Here is a 14,522-nt window from a genome sequence, read left to right as displayed (position 1 = left end):
TTCTTCTCGGCGCGGTGCTGATGCTGGTGCCGCAGGTCAGCGCGCAGCAGCCTACGGTCGTCTCTGAACTATCGACCGCCGACGAGATCCAGAAATTCTGTACCAACATTGCGGATGCCGCGCGCGATCAACGCTATTTGATGCAGAAGCAGGAGCTGGAAAAGCTGCAGGCCGACGTCGACACCCGCATAGCCACACTCGAGAACCGGCGTACGGAATACGAGGATTGGCTGAAGCGGCGCAACGATTTCCTGAAACAGGCGGAAGCCGGTCTTGTCGAGATCTACAAGACGATGAAGGYCGACGCCGCAGCGCCGCAGCTGGAGCAGATGAACCTCGAGGTCGCCGCGGCGATCATCATGAAACTTCCCGCGCGCCAGTCCGGGCTCGTCCTCAGCGAAATGGACCCGCACAAGGCTGGCATGATCGCGACGATCATCTCCAGCGCTTCAGACCCCAATACCTCGAAAGAACCCTCATGACGAAGCGCGTTCCCGCCCTTATGGCCGTCCTCCTGCTTGCCGGCTGCCAGAGCCAGACCATGCGGGAGATCGGCAATGCTCCCGCGATGAGCCCGATCGGCAGTGGTCTGCAATATGCCCAGACGCCGCAGATGGCGTCCTACCCGAAGCAGCCGCGTCAGCTCGCGAGTGGCTATTCGCTCTGGAGCGACAGCCAGGCGGCGCTCTTCAAGGATGCCCGCGCGCTGAATGTCGGCGACATTCTGACGGTGGATATCCAGATCAACGACCGCGCATCTTTCGACAACGAAACGGAGCGCAAGCGGACCAACGCCACCAGCCTCGGCTGGGGCGCGAATGTCAGCAACCTGTTCGGCTGGACGCCGGAAGCCGGTACGACGGGTGATCTCGGCACCGACTCCAGCTCGGATTCCCACGGCAAGGGTTCGACCGAACGCTCCGAGCGGCTGAAGCTTCTGGTCGCGGCCGTCGTCACCGGCATCCTGGAGAACGGCAACCTGCTCATCAGTGGCTCGCAGGAAGTGCGCGTCAACCACGAAATCCGCATTCTCAATGTGGCCGGCATCGTGCGGCCGCAGGATGTCAATGCGGACAACATGATCTCCTACGACAAGATCGCCGAGGCCCGCATCTCCTATGGCGGCCGCGGACGTCTGACGGAGATCCAGCAGCCGCCGGTCGGCCAGCAGGTCGTCGACCTGTTCTCGCCATTCTGAGCGAAGACGCATCGCAGCGGTTTGAAGGTTGAAGGCCATGGCGGAAGAAGCGATATCCGGCGGTTCGAACGAGAGGGGCAGGAACCCGCTCGTCATGATGATTGCCGGCCTGGCGGTCCTGACCCTTGTCGGCGCGGGCGGCGGCTGGCTGGTCGGGGGCCTGATCGCGCCGGCGCTGCCGGAAGCTGCGGCACCGTCTCCCCAGACCGCAGCCGGCGGGCAGGCTGCCGATGGCAATGCCGGAATTCCGCGGATATCGACCGAGGCGAACGGAATCGTCGCGCTCGATCCGGTCACCACCAACCTGGCCTATCCTTCCGAAAACTGGATCAGGCTCGAGGTGGCGCTGGCCTTCAAGGGGCCGCCGGACGCCGCACTCGCCGATGTCATTCACCAGGATATCCTGGCCTATCTCCGAACCGTTTCCCTGCAGCAGATCGAGGGGCCACGGGGCTTCCAGTATCTCAAGGACGACATTCAGGAGCGGGTCGATCTGCGCTCGCAGGGCAAGATCACGAAGGTTCTTTTCCGGACCTTCGTAATAGAGTGACCGGCTCGCACTCAACCGCAGGCAGAAGGCCGGCATCTTCCTGTTCAAGACCTCCGTGCGAGGGTCTTATTCGGTTGACCGCGCTTCCCGGCGGTGTCTATCGAGGAAGGGTGTCCAGGACCTTCGTGACGGCATGATTCGGCTGATTTCTCTGATTGCCGCCCTTTTGGCGGTCCCCGGGTTCGCGTTTGYGCAGCAATCGCCGGCCGACCTCCTCAATTTGCCGATCGACGGGTCCGCCGCGGCCTGGATCATCCGTACCTTCGGGTTGCTCACGGTGCTTTCCGTCGCGCCCGGCATTCTGGTGATGGTGACGAGCTTCCCGCGCTTCGTGATCGCCTTTTCGATCCTGCGCACGGGAATGGGGCTGGCGAGCGCCCCTTCCAACATGATCCTGATCTCGATGGCGCTGTTCATGACCTTCTACGTCATGGCGCCGACCTTCGATCGGGCCTGGGACGAAGGCGTGCAGCCGCTGCTGCAGAACCAGATCCAGGAAGCGGAGGCCGTGCAGCGGATTGCCGAACCCTTCCGCGCCTTCATGAGCGCCAACACGCGCGACAAGGATCTCGCGCTCTTCGTGGAACTCGCCCGCGAGCGCGGCCAAAGCGTCGGAACGCCTGAAGCCGTCGATTACCGCGTGCTGGTTCCGGCCTTCATGCTCTCGGAAATCCGGCGCGGCTTCGAGATAGGTTTTCTCATCATCCTGCCCTTTCTCGTCATCGATCTGATCGTCGCCGCCATCACCATGGCCATGGGCATGATGATGCTGCCGCCGACCTCGATTTCGCTTCCCTTCAAGATACTCTTCTTCGTGCTCATCGACGGCTGGAACCTGCTCGTCGGCAGTCTCGTGCGGTCGTTCAGCTGATCGTTAACCATGCCTGCTTACCGGGCGTTCACCATAGCTAGAGCCATCACCTGAGCCTCGCTCGGATTTAAAGAAGTTGGCAAGAATTGGCTGCCAGTTTCTCCCTCACACGACGGGGTTGGTAGCCAAAGATGCGGCACCGAATGGCATGAAGCCGGGCTGTCGTGCCGGTAAGTTTTTCTCAGTCCGGTATGTCCCCATCCAGTATCTCGTTCAAAGGGACAACAAAATCATGGCAAGCATTCTCACCAATGCCGCTTCTATGGCAGCACTCCAGACGCTGCGCTCCATTTCCAACGACATGACGACCACCCAGGACCGCATCTCCACCGGCCTGCGCGTTGGTTCCGCGTCGGACAATGCCGCATACTGGTCGATCGCGACCACCATGCGTTCGGACAACCAGGCGCTCGGCGCCGCTCAGGACGCTCTCGGCCTCGGCGCCGCCAAAGTGGATACCGCCTATGCAGGCATGGAGTCGGCGATTGYGGTCGTCAACGAAATCAAGGCCAAGCTGGTCACCGCCAGCGAAGAAGGCGTTGACAAGGCCAAGGTTCAGGAAGAACTGGACCAGCTCAATCTGCAGCTCGCAAGCGTTGCCAAGGGTGCATCCTTCAACGGCGAAAACTGGCTGGTTGGCGCGGCCGAAGACAAGACGGTGGTTTCCGGTTTCGTGCGCGATGCTACGGGCGTTAAGACCACGACGGCAACGTTCACCACCAATCCCCTGTTCACGACTGTGGATGCCGCGACTGGCGTAGGCACCGGTGGCATTCTGGGCGCTGTTGTTGCCCTTGATCTCAATGGGGCCGATGGCGCTGACGCCGATGCTCTGGCTGCTGCCCTGACGACGGTTGAAACCGCTCTGAAGACCATGCAGACTTCGGCTTCGCAGATGGGATCGATCTCCAAGCGCATCTCCCTTCAGGATGATTTCGCCTCGAAGCTCTCCGACTCCCTCGAAAGGGGTGTTGGCCGTCTCGTCGATGCCGACATGAACGAAGAGTCGACCAAGCTCAAGGCTCTGCAGACCCAGCAGCAGCTCGCCATCCAGGCTCTGTCGATCGCCAACAGCGACTCGCAGAACATCCTGTCGCTCTTCCGTTAATAGGAAGCTCGGTTCGCGGCCTTACGGATTGCGAACCGTTTTCTCAACATATCGAGCCGCATCCGGAAACGGGTGCGGCTTTGTCATTTCTTAAGCTTTTTCGGTTACGCGCGCGTGCACGCGATGGCTGCWAAATAAAATTCAGGGGTGTGCCGATTTTCAGTTCCGTTTAGCTCTTCATTAACCAAGACAAGGTTACGTAAAGCCCATCGAAACGGCGAGTTAACCTTGTTTATTAATGGGTTGGCAAGCATGACGCTGACCGCCGTTCGCCGGTGAATACCGGAATGTCCCTTCTTAATCAGCCACTAAGGGGCAAATCTACCATGACGAGCATTCTCACCAACATCGCAGCGCAGTCCGCACTCCAGACGCTCCGTGGCATCGGCCAGAGCATGGAACAGACCCAGGGCCGCGTCTCCTCCGGCCTTCGCGTAGGCGAAGCCTCCGACAACGCCGCCTACTGGTCGATCGCAACCACCATGCGTTCCGACAACATGGCGATCTCCGCCGTACAGGACGCGCTCGGCCTTGGCGCCGCCAAGGTTGATACCGCCTATGCCGGTATGGAAAGCGCCATCGAAGTCGTCAAGGAAATCAAGGCAAAGCTTGTTACGGCGACGGAAGAGGGTGTCGATAAGAAGAAGGTCCAGGAAGAAATCGATCAGCTGCAGGAGCAGCTCGTTTCGATCGCGCAGGGCGCATCCTTCTACGGCGAAAACTGGTTGGTCGGAGCGGCGACCGTCGGCGCTACTCCGGCTGGTACGGCTCCGGACAAGAGTGTCGTATCGGGCTTTGTTCGGGGCGCTGGCGGCAGCGTTACCGTAACGACGACCAAGTATGCACTCGATACTGCTGGTACCGGCAACGTGCTGTTCGCGAGCATTACGGCTGGCGTTCCTTCTGACGACGGTATTCTGGGAACGACGAGCGCGCTTACGCATGCAGACGGTACGACCGCCGCAACGCAGTCCGTCTACACCCTGAACATCATGGACAGCGATGGTGACACCACTGCTGATGACGCATTCGACACCGACCAGATGGCAGATGCGTTGCAAATGGTTGAGAACGCGCTGACCGCAATGACGAGCGCTGCCGCGGAACTCGGTTCGCTTTCCATGCGCATCGGTCTGCAGGAAGACTTTGCTTCCAAGCTCTCCGACTCGATCGACAGCGGCATCGGCCGTCTCGTCGACGCCGACATGAACGAGGAGTCCACCCGCCTCAAGGCCCTGCAGACGCAGCAGCAGCTCGGTATCCAGGCTCTCTCGATCGCCAACTCCAATTCGGAAAGCATTCTCACGCTCTTCCGTTAATCGGAACAGCTTTTCTGGAGAAAATCGAACCGCGCCCTCGGGCGCGGTTTTTGCGTTTCCGATGCGGCTCCGCGAGGCGAGAGAAATGTTCACCCACTGTTAATTTCCGTAAACCGCCGTTTAACCTTTGTTAACCATCCCTATCCTAGAAGGGGTCATCGAAAGGATGGGTTAACCAAGACGAAGCAAAGGTTAACAGGTATCAGGCCGCGCCATCCTCTCCGGCGAATTCCGGAATGTCCCTCCTCAGTCCAGCCAAGCTAGGGGCACGTGATGACCAGCATCCTGACGAATACCGCAGCCATGGCTGCCCTCCAGACTCTCCGCGCGATCGATTCCAAGATGGAAGAGACGCAGTCCCGGGTATCCTCCGGCCTTCGCGTCGGCACGGCGTCCGACAACGCCGCCTATTGGTCGATCGCCACCACCATGCGTTCCGACAATCWGGCTCTCTCGGCCGTCGAAGATGCCCTCGGCCTAGGCGCCGCAAAGATCGACGTCGCCTATTCGGCGATGGAAAGCTCCATCGAAGTCGTCAAGGAAATCAAGGCGAAGATCGTAGCTGCGACAGAGGAAGGCGTTGATAAGGCCAAGATTCAGGAAGAAATCGACCAACTCAAGGAACAGCTGAAGAGCATCGCTGAAGGTGCTTCCTTCAGCGGCGAGAATTGGCTTCTCGGAGAGGGCGACAAAACGGTCGTGTCCGGATTTACCAGGACTGCAAGCGGCGTCTCGGTCACCCAAACGACCTATACGCTTAGGGACACGGCTGGGGCTGAGCCTGCCAATGTTCTTTTCGGCTTGGACGCTACAGGAGCGATCGACACCACGACGGGCGTTATCGGCAGCAATGGTGTGGCATCGGGCATCTCCATCTATGAAATCGATCTGAATGCACTCGATGACACCGCCACGCCGCCAGTCACCACCGCCACTCTCCTGACGGACGTGGAAACCGCATTCCAGTCGCTCAGCAGCGCCGCATCCGCGCTCGGCTCCATCGCCATGCGCATCGGCCTGCAGGAGGATTTTGTCTCCAAGCTCACCGACTCCATCGACAGCGGCATCGGCCGCCTCGTGGATGCGGACATGAACGAGGAGTCCACCCGCCTGAAGGCCCTGCAGACCCAGCAGCAGCTTGCGATCCAGTCGCTTTCGATCGCCAATACCAATTCGGAAAATATTCTGTCGCTCTTCCGTCAGTAAGCGGCGTCCAAAGCTAGGGCTGGCTTGGCCTAGGGCGATTTCGTCCCGCTTCGGCAACGACATGAATTTTCCCGAAAGAAGACCGCGTCTCGCAGGAGGCGCGGTTTTTCCGTTTCGGCGAGGCTTGCGCGAAACCTGCGGGGGCGTGGCGGTCCGTCGATTGGCATCTTGCAATTGGCGGTTACCCTTTGTTAACTGCGCTCTTAACGATTTGTTAAGAACGACAGGCCGCCCGACCGCTTGAGGGGAGGGCCGGTAAGCATGATGCCCCTCGTCGTTGCCGGTGACCGACTCCGGATTTCATCGAGTTTCCGACCAGGGGCGACTGCCATGACGAGTATCCTTACCAATGCCGCGGCCATGGCCGCGTTGCAGACGCTGCGTTCCATCGACCGCAACATGGAAACCACCCAGGCGCGGGTTTCCTCCGGCCTTCGGGTGGAAACGGCGGCCGACAACGCCGCCTATTGGTCGATCGCGACCACCATGCGGTCCGACAACTCGGCGCTTTCGACGGTGCAGGATGCGCTGGGCCTAGGCGCAGCCAAGGTCGATACCGCCTATGCCGCGATGGAAAGCGCGATCGAGACGGTCACCGAGATCAAGACGAAGCTCGTCGCCGCCTATGGCGTCGGCGCAAACCGCGGAAAAATCCAGGAAGAGATCGCACAGCTCCAGGAGCAGCTGAAGAGCATCGCGGAATCCGCGACTTTCTCCGGCGAGAACTGGCTGCAGGATAGAATCGGCAACGGCGCCACGCCGCCCGTCGAGACGCCGGTGGTCAAGCAGGTCGTCGCCTCTTTTACGCGGACGGCATCGGGTGAGGTCACGGTTCAGACGGTCGATTACTCCCTGGATAGCAAAACGGTTCTCTTTGATTTGAGCGGCGGGAAGCTCGGTATTCTCGACAAGGAAGCCACGCTCGCGCCGACGACGCCGCCCGGCCCTGCCGCTAGTCTGGGCTTCTCCGTTTCCACCCTCGACATTACCAAACTCTCGGCTGTCGCGGCGACGATGAACGGCATAGAGGCCGGTTCCGCGCCGACCGACGAAGCCGTGCTCGACATGATGGYGCGCTTTGTCGATCGTCAGCTCCTTGCAATGACCAGCGCCGCCTCCAGCCTCGGCTCCATCCAGAGCCGCATCGACCTGCAGGAAGACTTCATCGCCTCGCTGATCGACGTTATCGACAAGGGCGTGGGGCGTCTTGTGGATGCAGACATGAACGAGGAATCGACGAGGCTCAAGGCGTTGCAGACGCAGCAGCAGCTCGGCATCCAGTCGCTCTCGATCGCCAATACCAATGCAGAGAACATTCTCCAGCTCTTCCGCCAGTAAAGGTCGCAGGCGAGCTGACGGTCCGGCGCTGGCTTCCATCATCCTCGCACAAGTTTGACTGCCTAGGGTCTGGTACTGTCCGCCGATTGTTCCGGCGGCCAGTAATGAGTTCTGCAAGACGGATGAGGCAGGCAGGGAATTTGCGATGACGGCTTCGATAGCGCGCTACTTGAAGGATTTCGGCGAGCCGCAGCCGGTCGTCCCGCCGGTCCTCGTCGACGATTTCGGCGCCGGCTTTCAGGGCGGTATCGAAGACTTTCCGGCGGCGCTCAATGAGCCGATGGATATCGAGGCCGAACGGACGGAAGCCTACGCCAAGGGGCATGCGGCGGCATCGGAGGAATTGCAGCGGCAATGGGCCGACGAGCGCGGAGAGCTTCTCGCCAGCCATGCCGCGGAACTGGATGCGCTCCGGGAGCAGTACGAGGTTCAGGCTGCCGCGATGATCGAGGCCAGGTTCCAAGAGATCGCCGCTGCGACCGCCGAGGCCGTCAGCGACCAGACCGCGAAGATCCTGGCGCCGCTTCTCGAGGAGACGCTGGCCGGCAAGGCGATCGCCGATATGGCGGACCTTATTCGTGCGGCCGTTCTCGAAGGCGATGTCGGCACCCTGACTGTCAGGGGACCGACGCACATGTACGAAAAACTGCAATCGGCGCTCGGCGGCGAAACGCCGCTCCTGCGCCATGTCGAAGCGCCCGATCTCGATATCGCGGTCGATATCGGCGAAACGGTTCTCGTGACCCGGATGTCGGCCTGGGCAGCGAGCTTGAGGAAAGTGCTGGGATGAGCGAAGGCGAAAATCACCACCACGGCAAGAACGCAGTCATCATCGTCAAACGCCAGAAAGGCGGTGACGAGGGGCATCATGGCGGCGCCTGGAAGATCGCCTATGCCGATTTCATGACCGCCATGATGGCTTTCTTCCTCGTCATGTGGCTGGTCAATGCCGCCAACGAGGAAACCAAGGCCTCGATGGCGAGCTATTTCAATCCGATCAAGCTTTCCGATGAAACGCCCGCCGAAAAGGGGTTGGAAAAGCCGGTGGACCGGGCGGAAGGCCGCGAGACGGACGAACGCTCGCGGATCAAGGACGATGGAGATGTCATCGGTTCGGCGGCGGCGACCGGCGAGGACATGACATCCACCTCGGGTGACGAGCCCAACTATTCGGAGGCGGATTTCTTCGAGAATCCCTATTCGGTTCTTGCCGAAATTGCCCAGGAAGTCGGCCAGCAGGCAAATGTCAGCGCCAAGGGCGAAGGCGGGGCCGCCGATTCCGGTCCCGCGACGGGTGCGGAAGGCGGCGAAGCCTATCGCGATCCATTCGATCCGGACTTCTGGACAAGGCAGGTGCAGGTGACGCGCGCCACCGGGCCGGAACAATCGGAGACTTTTCCGCAGACCGAGCAGCCGACACCCACCGAAATGCAAACGGCCTTTGCCGCTCCTCAGGCCCAGCCGGACGGCGTCCGTATCGATGCGGAGGTCTCGGAACGGCAGCCAGGTGCGGAAGAGAAGCGGAATGTGGCGGATGCCGAAGCTCGCAAGCCGGATGAACGCGATCAGGCGCAAAGCGAAGCCCCGGAAAAGCAGGCCGACCAATTGCGCGAAGAAATCGAGCGGCAGATTTCCGGCGTTGCAGGCAAGCTTGCCGAAAGCCTGATCGTGACGCCGGCCGAGGGCGGCCTTCTGGTTTCCATTTCGGAGCAGACGGATGCGCCCATGTTCAACATCGGCTCGGCGGTGCCCCGCAGGGAAATGGTGCTGGCGATGGAGAGGATCGGGCAGATCCTGAAGGACCGCCCGGGTGATATCGTCGTCCGTGGTCACACCGACGGGCGGCAGTTCAAGGGGACGGAAAACGACAACTGGCGCCTTTCCATGGCGCGCGCCCACAGCGCCTATTATATGCTCGTGAACGGCGGGCTCACGGAAGACCGCGTCAAGCAGGTCTCCGGCTTTGCCGACAGGCGGCTGCAGGTTACGGATGATCCGCTTGCCGCCGCCAACCGGCGTATCGAGATACTCATACAGGCAGGCGAGGGGTGATGATGGCATCATCACCGCTTCGCGTCCTGGCTATCGCGACCCTGCTTCTGGGCACGGCTCTGACACGCCAGGTACCCGCCCAGGACCGTGGCGACCTCGCGCCGCATTCGATATTGCGGTCGCTGCAGTTCGTGCAGGATTCCGTCGTGCTCGGCGATCATTCGGCGGGCGAGATGCAGCGGTTCCTGCTGGCCAAGATGGACGAGCGGCTGAGGACGGCCGATCCTTCCGTCTTTGATGACCCGCGCAATGTGGATGCCGCCCTGATCTATGCCATGAGCGGCGGAAACCCCGCCACGCTGGAATATCTCGCCTCGCGCGACGTCGCCGGAAATTTCGACAGCCGCGTGGCGGATGCCCTGAGGAAATATCTGGGCGGCAAGGGAACCCTCGTCGCCAAGAGCATTGGCGCCATGGCCACGGAATACCGGGATCAGAAGATCGGTCCCTATCTGGCGCTCGTCAGCGGTAATGTCTCGGTCGCGCATGACCCTAAGGAAGCCCTGGCCTTCTATGACTGGGCGCGGCTGACAGCGCCCGGAACTATTGTCGAAGAGGCGGCACTCAGGCGCTCGGTGGCGATCTCTCTGGATGCCGGCCTGGTCGATCAGGGCGTGGCCTATTCCAGGAAATACGCCCGGCGCTTTGTGCATTCGCCTTATGCCAGCCAATTCGTCGATCTGTTTGTCGATCTCGTCGTCAAGCATTACGGGCAGATCCATGAGGAGGATCTGGATGCGACGGTTGCCTTCATGGATGCCGATCGCCGCCGCGAGGTCTTCCTGCGGATCGCGCGCGCCGCCGCGATTGCGGCCAGAAGCGATCTTGCGCGCCTTGCTTCGGAGAGGGCGGAGGCACTCGCCGGTGCCCCCACCGGCGGACCGGAGGCCCTGGCGCGTCTTTACGGCGGCTTGGCGAATATCCCGACGGGCGATGTCGCGGAAGCCATGCGTGCCATCACCGACATTCCGCAGGACGCCCTGTCGCCGCGCGACAGGGCATTGCGCGAGGCCGCGCAGGCGATTGCCGAGCAGGTGCTGAACCCGCCCGCGCAGGCAAGCCTCGGGCAAGCCATTCCGGTCAAACTGAACGGCACAGATGATGCGGGAACACCAGCCGCGCTGCCCGGAGATGAAGTGGCCGGGCCCGCCGCCTCAGGAGAGATTTCTCCGGATGGCCGCGCTGTAGAAATCGATCCGGAATTTCAGACATTCGTCGACAGCGGCCGCTCGAAATTGAGCGCTATCGACGACTTGCTGAAGGAGGAGGACCCATGATTACGGACAATGCGGGCCGGACGAGCCCCCTCGACGCCGCCTCGGGTACGAAGCCTGAAAAGGGTGGCCGCAACACGGAGGGCGGCTCCGATTTCTCGCTCACCCTTTCCAATCTCGAGCGCAAGGACCCGCAGCAACGGGGCGATGCCGGAACAGGCGAGGGCAGGCCCGTTTCCGTCGAGGAGCGGTTGGGCGCGGCCCGGCAAGGGGAGGATGGCAGGATGAGGCCGCTGATCGACCTGGGCCCGGAGACGCTGCGGCGGCAATCGGCAGCCGGCGAGAATACGATGCGCGGCAATTCGGGCGAAGGTGCCGAAGAGGGCGGAGCCGCCGGGAAATCGGCAGGCAATCGCTTCTCTCTACCCGCGGGCGTCAAAGGAGAGCAGAACGCCAGGACGCTGCGGCATAAGGCGGAGGCGGCCGAAACTGCGGAAGCTGAAACAGCAGCACCGGAAGCGCCCCAGGCCGATCTGCGGCCAGCGACGGTTCTCGCCGACATGCTTTCGCTGCTTGCGGGCGGGGAACATTCCATGGCGGCCGAAGCAGCGGGCCTCGGCATGTCCAAGCCGAGTGGAACGGCGAATGCGACCGCGACGCGGCGCGGTTCGATTGCTATGGAGGATGGAGCCGCCGGTGGTGTGGGCCCGCGCCGGGCGAAGGATGAGGTCKAGGATTCCGAGCTGATTTCCATGCCCCCTTCAGATGGAGCCAGCGTCGATCGCGACCGGCTGTTCCGCTTCTCGAATACGCGCGGCGGGCAGAGCGTTGATATGTCGGTAGCGGGCGGGCGAGGCGAAAAGGCTGCGATAGAATTCAAGAACTCGACCGGGGCTTCCGCCGAAAACATCACCGTTCTCGATTCCCGCCGCTTTCTTGGGCTTGCGCCGAATTCCAACAGTGCGCTGCTGACCTCGGCCATCTCCGGCAATCCGGAATGGGTAAGCGCCATGCAGCCGAGTTCGGGCCTCTCCGACGTGACGGGGGCCGGCAGCACCGGCGGCGTGGTGAATACACTCAAGCTGCAGATGAACCCGCACGAGCTGGGGTCTGTCACGGCCACCCTGCGGCTGGCGGGAGACGAGCTGAGCGTGCATCTGACGGTGGAGACGCGCGCCGCCTATCGCCAGCTCAGCGAAGACAGCGGCGGCATCGTGGATGCCCTGCGCGCCCAGGGCTTTGCCGTCGACCAGGTGACGGTCAGCGTAGCGTCCACCGCCGACACGGATGCGAACAAGGGACAGCAGAGCGGCGGGCAGTCGGGCCAGCCGATGACGGCAAACGGCGAACGCCAGCAGGATGCGCAGGGCAGGGGGCAAAGCCCGGCAAACGAGCGCGGCGCACGCGAAGCGACGGGGAATGGGAATGAAATGGTCTCGGAGAATGCGGCGGCTGGTATCCCTGGCAGCACTCGCCCTGGCCAGCTTTACCTCTGAAGCCTTGGCAGCGCCGGGGGCTTGCGAGCGCGAGATCCAGGCCGCTGCGGCGAAATACGGAGTGCCGGAAGGCATTCTCTATTCCGTCGGCCTCACCGAGACCGGCCGAAAGGGGAGCCTTTCGCCTTTCGCGATGAACGTGGAGGGCAAGGCCTATTTCCCGCCCTCGCGGCAGGAGGCCATGGCGACGTTCGAGACGGCGCGGCGCGATGGCAGGAAGCTCATCGACATAGGCTGCATGCAGATCAACCACCATTTCCATGGCGAAAATTTCGCTTCCGCCGCGGAGATGTTCGACCCGAGAYGCAATGTGGAATATGCGGCGAAGTTCCTTCGCAACCTACATGACAGGCATGAAACCTGGACCATGGCCGTGRCGCGCTACCACGCCGGACCGAACAATGACCCCGCCCAGAAGAAATATGTGTGCCGGGTGATCAGCAATCTGGTCGCGACCGGCTACGGAAAGTGGACGCCGAACGCGTCRCATTTCTGTAACAGTTAAGCAACTTTAAATTGAAGAAGAAGCGCATAAGACTCGCGATGCGGCATTGAGGCAAGTTTGGGGCAAGATTCGGATGCGCAAGCCCTTTTGCGCGGATTATTAATTTTTCCACGAAATAATTGTGTCCATTTTGGAAGGGCATACTACATCTAGTGCAAATCGCTTCCAAATGGTTAATCAACTATTAATTTGTTTAGTTAACTTCCCACAGCTTGTCTGGGATTCCTCCGATTCGTACCCATAGCTCACCAAGGCACCACAAGTGATTCGGAGGCGGGCGAATGATCGTAGTGGTTGATGAGCGCGAGCTTGTTAAAGACGGATATACTTCTCTTTTCGGACGCGAGGGCATTCCCTCGACGGGTTTCGATCCAAAGGATTTCGGCGAATGGGTGAACACGGCGGCCGATACGGATATAGCCGCTGTCGAAGCGTTCCTGATCGGCCAGGGCGATCGGTCACTTGATTTGCCGCGGGCGATCCGCGACCGTTCCACGGCGCCGGTGATCGCCGTCAGCGATCAGCCTTCGCTGGAAGCCACGCTCGCTTTCTTCGACAGCGGCGTGGACGACGTGGTCCGCAAGCCGGTCCATCCGCGCGAGATTCTCGCCCGCGCCGCTGCGATCCGCCGGCGCATCAAGGCGATTTCCAACTACACCGACATCGGTCCCGTCCGGGTCTTCTCCGACGGCCGCGATCCGGAAATCAACGGCGATGTCTTCCCCTTGCCGCGCCGCGAGCGCCGCATCCTGGAATATCTGGTCGCCAACCGCGGCCGCCGCGTTTCCAAGTCACAGATCTTCAATGCGATCTACGGCATCTTCGACGAGGAAGTCGAAGAGAACGTCGTCGAAAGCCATATCAGCAAGCTGCGCAAGAAGCTGCGCAAGAAGCTCGGTTTCGACCCGGTCGATTCCAAGCGCTTCCTTGGCTACTGCATCGACTGGAGCTGATTTTCAGCAGGGCATTTTTCTTCGGGTTCCTCCGAAGGAAGCGGAAATCAGACAGCCTCACGCAAGGCCCGCCGCATACCCTCCTGAACATGGGCATAACGAGGATTTGGACATGAGCCTTTACGGAACGATGAGAACCGGTGTCTCCGGCATGAACGCGCAGGCCAACCGCCTGAGCACGGTCGGCGACAATATCGCAAACGCGAGCACGGCCGGCTACAAGCGCGCGTCTACCCAGTTTTCCTCCCTCGTCCTGCCGTCCTCGCAAGGCGCCTACAATTCCGGCGGCGTCAACACCACGGTGCGCTACTCGATCTCCGATCAGGGCACGTTCAGCTACACGACCTCCCCGACCGATCTTGCGATCAACGGCCAAGGCTTCTTCATCGTGCAGGGTTCGGATGGTGTCGAGTACCTCACCCGCGCGGGCTCCTTCGTGAAGATGGACGACGGCACGCTGCTCAATTCTGCCGGCTTCAAGCTGATGGGCTACGAATATTCCTCCACGGAAGACCCGACGATCGTCATCAACGGGTTCGAGGGGCTGACCGAGATCAACCTTTCGGCCGGCGGTCTTTCCGCAACGCCTTCCGCGACAGGAACATTGAAGGTCAACGTTCCGTCGAACGAAGCGACGGGCTGGTCGAAGTCCACGTCGCTCGTGGCCTACGATAGCCAGGGCAATAGCCGCAAACTTGACTACACATATACG

Annotated in this window: 15 protein-coding genes; all 15 read left to right on the top strand. The window is 61.3% G+C overall.

Features of this window, described 5'->3' with window-relative positions; all coding sequences use genetic code 11:
- The first annotated feature begins 20 nt into the window (after positions 1-20).
- Entirely contained in the window at positions 21-482 is a 462-nt protein-coding gene (locus LCM4573_RS05235; RefSeq protein ID WP_244505249.1) for a MotE family protein, read from the top strand.
- Positions 479-1,198 carry a flagellar basal body L-ring protein FlgH gene (gene flgH / locus LCM4573_RS05230; RefSeq protein WP_071005216.1) on the top strand — a complete coding sequence of 240 codons (720 nt, stop codon included), beginning with the start codon at positions 479-481 and terminating at the stop codon, positions 1,196-1,198. Before LCM4573_RS05235 ends, flgH begins: the two co-directional genes overlap by 4 nt.
- A 37-nt stretch (positions 1,199-1,235) precedes the next feature.
- Positions 1,236-1,748, top strand: coding sequence for a flagellar basal body-associated FliL family protein (locus LCM4573_RS05225; protein WP_071005215.1), 513 nt, complete (start codon positions 1,236-1,238; stop codon positions 1,746-1,748).
- Positions 1,749-1,881: 133 nt separating this feature from the next.
- Positions 1,882-2,619, top strand: coding sequence for a flagellar type III secretion system pore protein FliP (fliP, locus tag LCM4573_RS05220; protein ID WP_071005214.1), 738 nt, complete (start codon positions 1,882-1,884; stop codon positions 2,617-2,619).
- Positions 2,620-2,851: 232 nt separating this feature from the next.
- Positions 2,852-3,727 (top strand): flagellin, encoded by an 876-nt coding sequence (locus tag LCM4573_RS05215; protein WP_071005213.1) that lies wholly within the window; start codon positions 2,852-2,854, stop codon positions 3,725-3,727.
- Positions 3,728-4,053: 326 nt separating this feature from the next.
- A complete protein-coding gene (locus tag LCM4573_RS05210) occupies positions 4,054-5,046 on the top strand; it encodes a flagellin (RefSeq protein ID WP_071005212.1) in 993 nt (330 codons plus the stop codon).
- A gap of 273 nt (positions 5,047-5,319) precedes the next feature.
- A complete protein-coding gene (locus LCM4573_RS05205) occupies positions 5,320-6,252 on the top strand; it encodes a flagellin (protein WP_071005211.1) in 933 nt (310 codons plus the stop codon).
- Between the two features lie 330 nt (positions 6,253-6,582).
- Positions 6,583-7,590, top strand: a complete 1,008-nt coding sequence (locus tag LCM4573_RS05200) for a flagellin (protein ID WP_071005210.1) — start codon at positions 6,583-6,585, stop codon at positions 7,588-7,590.
- A gap of 145 nt (positions 7,591-7,735) precedes the next feature.
- Complete coding sequence (locus LCM4573_RS05195) at positions 7,736-8,380, top strand: hypothetical protein (RefSeq protein ID WP_071005209.1); 645 nt, start codon at positions 7,736-7,738, stop codon at positions 8,378-8,380.
- Positions 8,377-9,642 (top strand): MotB family protein, encoded by a 1,266-nt coding sequence (locus LCM4573_RS05190; protein WP_071005208.1) that lies wholly within the window; start codon positions 8,377-8,379, stop codon positions 9,640-9,642. The genes LCM4573_RS05195 and LCM4573_RS05190 overlap by 4 nt, the downstream gene beginning before the upstream one ends.
- A 2-nt stretch (positions 9,643-9,644) precedes the next feature.
- Positions 9,645-10,919: a chemotaxis protein MotC gene (motC, locus tag LCM4573_RS05185; protein WP_083347324.1), complete on the top strand. Its 1,275-nt coding sequence runs from the start codon at positions 9,645-9,647 to the stop codon at positions 10,917-10,919.
- Positions 10,916-12,352: a flagellar hook-length control protein FliK gene (locus tag LCM4573_RS05180; protein WP_071005206.1), complete on the top strand. Its 1,437-nt coding sequence runs from the start codon at positions 10,916-10,918 to the stop codon at positions 12,350-12,352. The genes motC and LCM4573_RS05180 overlap by 4 nt, the downstream gene beginning before the upstream one ends.
- A complete protein-coding gene (locus tag LCM4573_RS05175; RefSeq protein WP_071005205.1) occupies positions 12,300-12,857 on the top strand; it encodes a transglycosylase SLT domain-containing protein in 558 nt (185 codons plus the stop codon). The genes LCM4573_RS05180 and LCM4573_RS05175 overlap by 53 nt, the downstream gene beginning before the upstream one ends.
- Positions 12,858-13,138: 281 nt before the next feature.
- Complete coding sequence (gene rem / locus LCM4573_RS05170) at positions 13,139-13,810, top strand: transcriptional activator Rem (protein WP_071005204.1); 672 nt, start codon at positions 13,139-13,141, stop codon at positions 13,808-13,810.
- A gap of 112 nt (positions 13,811-13,922) precedes the next feature.
- A partial coding sequence (locus LCM4573_RS05165; RefSeq protein WP_116285339.1) for a flagellar hook-basal body complex protein occupies positions 13,923-14,522 on the top strand: 600 nt, incomplete at its 3' end.

Source organism: Rhizobium sp. LCM 4573, assembly GCF_001854865.1.
GTDB lineage: Bacteria > Pseudomonadota > Alphaproteobacteria > Rhizobiales > Rhizobiaceae > Neorhizobium.
This window is presented reverse-complemented; position numbering and strand designations above follow the sequence as displayed.